Consider the following 3,956-nt stretch of genomic DNA (forward strand, 5'->3'; position numbering starts at 1 on the left):
CCGCTCTTGGACCGTATCAATCGACAGTTTGATTTGGTTTAATTGCCAGAGTTCTTTACCAATCGCAACCATCTCATTATAGACGAAACGACTCGCATCGCTGTTAACCTTGATTATTTGTTTCTGGTGATCGCTTGGATAGATGCGAACCTTCAATCCATAATGATATTCTAACTGTGCCATTGACTTCATTTTTTCACCTCCTTTAATTGGATTATATCATCAGCTAATGACTATAACGATTAAGGTGTTCTTAATGGCAAAAGAAAAGATTTAAGACGCTATTTATACTCGCCGTTATATCTATAATTTCCATTACCATTTAATCTAGGTAACTAAGTATCGCCACCAGACTTTTTCAACTAAGGAACTGGTAGACGAGGTAGACGAAATGAAAGACATATTGCGAATGGTCGCAAAAGATAACGAAATTGTAATCGAAAAGCTGGAAGTAATGCCAGATCATGTTCATGTACTGATCAGTTTTCCACCTAGCAAGGCGCCAACCAGCGCTATCAAAGCACTAAAGGGGCGTAGTGCATTCATCTTTATCAAACGACATCCAGAAATTCGACAATCACAATATTGGGGTGGTCATTTATGGTCGCCCAGCTACTACATGAGTACGCTTGGCGACATGAGCAAAGACGTCGTAGAAAACTATATCAACAATTAAAAATACAATGCACTCCAAAAGAAAAAGCGGCCAAATGGACGTTGAGTGAGCCTATCCATCCCATTACTAAAGTCACGGGATTTTCGGCTAGGCATAATTAAAAATGTTCGTTATTTAACCAGCCAAGTCGATTGTCTGTTATGCTAGGCGTAAGTTTTTTAAAGAGGTGGTTTTTTGCCTAAACTGTCTTATCAATGGAAATTAAGACTTTATTTTTTGATTCTGCTGGCAACGCTGCAGCTACTTTTGAAGTCGCCATTTAATTTTATGGTCTTGAACGTTTTTCTAGCCTATCTGCCAATCGAGCTTGGTTTTTGGGTCCAGCATTTTGCCGATCGACGTTCACTGGCTTTTTGGTCGCTGCTATTTTTATGGCTGATTTTTTATCCCAATGCTCCTTACGTTATGACTGATCTTTTCCATCTTTCATGGCTGCATCCGCATACTAATACTACCGGCATCTTGCGTGCTGATCCTAAGATGTGGCTGATTTTTGCACTGATGGTTCTATCAGCATTCAGCTGCGTGATCTTTGGCACGGTCGAAATGGCCCGTCTCAGTCGCCTATTAGAAAAAATGCTGACACCAAAGCTTTCGCACAGCCATTTAATCTGGGTTGGCTGTTTCTCTTTTCTAGCCGGAATTGGCATCTATATTGGCCGTTTTTTGCGTCTGCACTCAATCTATCTTTTTATAACGCCATCATGGTTTTTTAATCAGCTTTTAAGCATCTGGAGCTGGCCAATGCTTAAATTCGTCTTGATTATGACCTTGCTGCAGCTGCTGATTTACTGGTGTTTACACTTGATCAAACAGGCCGATTTGATGTAATTGATGATTCTCGTCGCTAACTGAGACGAGAATTTTTTATACCAAAATAAAAACCAGGATCGTCAGTGACAATCCCAGTTGAATCCATAAAACTTTATTCAGCTTCTCGGCCGATAATACGGACCTCAGTTTCCAAGCTGACACCGAATTTTTCTTTAACGGTTGCTTGAACATGATGAATTACGTTTAGATAATCCGTTGCCGTACCATGATCAACATTAACGATAAAGCCGGCATGTTTGGTTGAGACCTGCGCGCCGCCTGAGGTATATCCTTGCAGACCGGCATCATGGATCAGCTTGCCGGCAAAGTAGCCTTCTGGACGCTTAAAGACCGAACCACAAGATGGCAGTTCCAACGGCTGCTTAGCGGCTCGCCGGGCGTTAAGATCATCCATCAACGCGGAAATCTCAGCTTGATCACCTGGCTTCAGATCAAACACGGCTTCCAAAACGATGCCGTGATTATCCTGAACCGCGCTGTGCCGATAGCCAAAATCAAGCTCTTCATTGTCATAATGCTTGATCGTTCCATCTGGCAGCATTGCCGTGACTTCACTGGCAACGTTTTTAGTTTCACCGCCATAGGCACCGGCATTCATAAAAATTGCGCCGCCAACGCTGCCAGGAATGCCAGCAGCAAACTCAAGGCCAGTAAGCGAATGATCACGAGCTGCCTTGGTCGTTTCAATGTATGAGGCCCCAGCCTGAGCAATGACGCGGTTGCCTTCAACTTGAATCCCATTCATCTGAGTCAGGATCATCGTCAAGCCTTCAATACCGCCATCACGCACGATCAGATTGCTGGCGTTGCCGATTACCGTCAGTGGCATGGCATTGGCATCGGCAAACTGAACCAGCTTTTGAACCTCCGCAACGTCTTTAGGGAATGCCAACCAGTCTGCTGGGCCACCGGTTTTAGTATTGGTGTACTTTGAAAGTGGCTCGTCCTTTAAGATTTGAATATCAGGAAATTCCTGTATCAGATTATTTGCCATAAATTCGTTCTCTCGCTTTCTCAACAAAAATTCGTCAATCTTTTCTTATTGTAGCATTCTTTTGGAAATTGACGATCCGAACCTCTACAATAGTACCAGATAATTTATTTGCGAGGTTGACTGCAATGACCAAATTTATTTCTTGGAACGTCAATGGATTAAGGGCCGCGATCAGACACGGCTTTTTACAGGTTTTCAACGAACTGGACGCAGATTTTTTCTGTGTCCAAGAAACCAAACTGGCCCCCGGTCAATTGGATCTTGATTTACCCGGCTATCATCAGTACTGGAACTATGCCGAAAAGAAGGGCTATTCGGGTACGGCCATCTTTGCCAAACAGACACCGCTCAGCGTTCAATATGGCATCAACGTACCTGAATTTGACCACGAAGGCCGCGTCATTACGTTAGAGTATCCGGATTTCTATCTAATCAATACTTATGTGCCTAATTCCGGTGCTGAACTGAAGCGCTTGGATTTTCGGCATGGCTTTAATGAGGCTTTTTATGAATACGTTAATCAACTGAGTCAGCAAAAAAGCGTCGTTTGGTGTGGTGATCTCAACGTGGCTCACCAAGAAATCGACTTGAAAAATCCGCAGAGCAATCATCATCATCCTGGATTTACCGATGAAGAGCGCTTTGACTTCTCTAAGCTGCTAAAAAGCGGATTTACCGATACGTTCCGCTATTTTTATCCTGATCAAGAGCACAGCTATTCTTGGTGGAGCTATCGTTTCCACGCTCGGCAGCGCAATGCTGGCTGGCGGATTGATTATTTCGTTGCCTCAGCCGATCTTGACTCACAGCTGGTTGACGCCAAGATTCATGATCAGATTCTTGGCAGTGATCACTGTCCCGTTGAATTAGACATTCAGTTATAGGAGGAAATTAACATGAATTTTGTTGCGATGGACTTTGAAACTGCCAGTGGCAAACGCTGGTCGGCCTGCTCACTTTCTCTGGTCATTGTTCGTCAAAATCAAATCGTTGATGAATTCTACACATTAATCAATCCACAGACGCCTTTCTTCTGGCGTAACGTTCAGATCCATGGTATTCATGAAAAAGACGTTGCTAATGCGCCAGTCTTTCCTGAAATCTGGGAGCATATTCAGCCATTCTTTGATGCCGACAAGCTGGTGATTGCCCATAATGCTGCCTTTGACAACAGCGTTCTCAAAAACACGCTGACTCATTATGAACTGCCAGTTCCCAGTTTCTTATCATTAGACACTTTAAAGACCAGTCGTCAGTTTTGGCCACAGCTGCCCAATCACAAGCTCAATACGGTCTGCGATGCATTGAATATCCAGCTGCATCATCACCATAACGCGCTTGATGATGCACAGGCCTGCGCCAACATCCTACTGACGCAAAATCGCCAGTTTGGTCCCGAAATGATCAAGCCATTTATTGTTAACGTCTAAGATTATCTATACAGATACACAG

5 protein-coding genes and 1 pseudogene are annotated in these 3,956 nt (G+C 43.6%); 4 read left to right on the plus strand and 2 right to left on the minus strand.

Annotated elements, in window-relative coordinates:
- Nucleotides 1-192 (minus strand): helix-turn-helix domain-containing protein (locus ACLUWI_RS09875; protein ID WP_412147183.1); only part of this gene is annotated, 192 nt, incomplete at its 3' end.
- 91 nt (nucleotides 193-283) lie between these two features.
- Between ACLUWI_RS09875 and tnpA the strand changes: the two are divergent.
- Together tnpA and ACLUWI_RS09885 are read left to right on the plus strand one after the other, a co-directional pair.
- Nucleotides 284-676 (plus strand): annotated as a pseudogene (gene tnpA, locus ACLUWI_RS09880) (IS200/IS605 family transposase).
- 174 nt (nucleotides 677-850) lie between these two features.
- Entirely contained in the window at nucleotides 851-1,507 is a 657-nt protein-coding gene (locus ACLUWI_RS09885; RefSeq protein WP_412147184.1) for a DUF1361 domain-containing protein, read from the plus strand.
- 94 nt (nucleotides 1,508-1,601) lie between these two features.
- Here ACLUWI_RS09885 and murB read toward each other — a convergent pair whose 3' ends face one another.
- A complete protein-coding gene (gene murB, locus ACLUWI_RS09890) occupies nucleotides 1,602-2,504 on the minus strand; it encodes a UDP-N-acetylmuramate dehydrogenase (RefSeq protein WP_412147185.1) in 903 nt (300 codons plus the stop codon).
- A 125-nt stretch (nucleotides 2,505-2,629) separates the two neighbouring features.
- On the opposite strand from murB, the gene ACLUWI_RS09895 reads away from it, so the two are divergent.
- Nucleotides 2,630-3,388, plus strand: coding sequence for an exodeoxyribonuclease III (locus ACLUWI_RS09895; RefSeq protein ID WP_412147186.1), 759 nt, complete (start codon nucleotides 2,630-2,632; stop codon nucleotides 3,386-3,388).
- 12 nt (nucleotides 3,389-3,400) lie between these two features.
- Nucleotides 3,401-3,934 (plus strand): 3'-5' exonuclease, encoded by a 534-nt coding sequence (locus tag ACLUWI_RS09900; protein WP_412147187.1) that lies wholly within the window; start codon nucleotides 3,401-3,403, stop codon nucleotides 3,932-3,934.
- Nucleotides 3,935-3,956 lie beyond the last annotated feature (22 nt).

Origin of the sequence: Limosilactobacillus mucosae (assembly GCF_046939755.1) — a bacterium.
Classification (GTDB): Bacteria; Bacillota; Bacilli; order Lactobacillales; family Lactobacillaceae; genus Limosilactobacillus; species Limosilactobacillus mucosae_A.

Coding starts and splice junctions, on each gene's coding strand:
- murB (WP_412147185.1), bottom strand. CDS start 2,504: ATGGCAAATAATCTGATACAGGAATTTCCTGATATTCAAATCTTAAAG.
- ACLUWI_RS09895 (WP_412147186.1), top strand. CDS start 2,630: ATGACCAAATTTATTTCTTGGAACGTCAATGGATTAAGGGCCGCGATC.
- ACLUWI_RS09900 (WP_412147187.1), top strand. CDS start 3,401: ATGAATTTTGTTGCGATGGACTTTGAAACTGCCAGTGGCAAACGCTGG.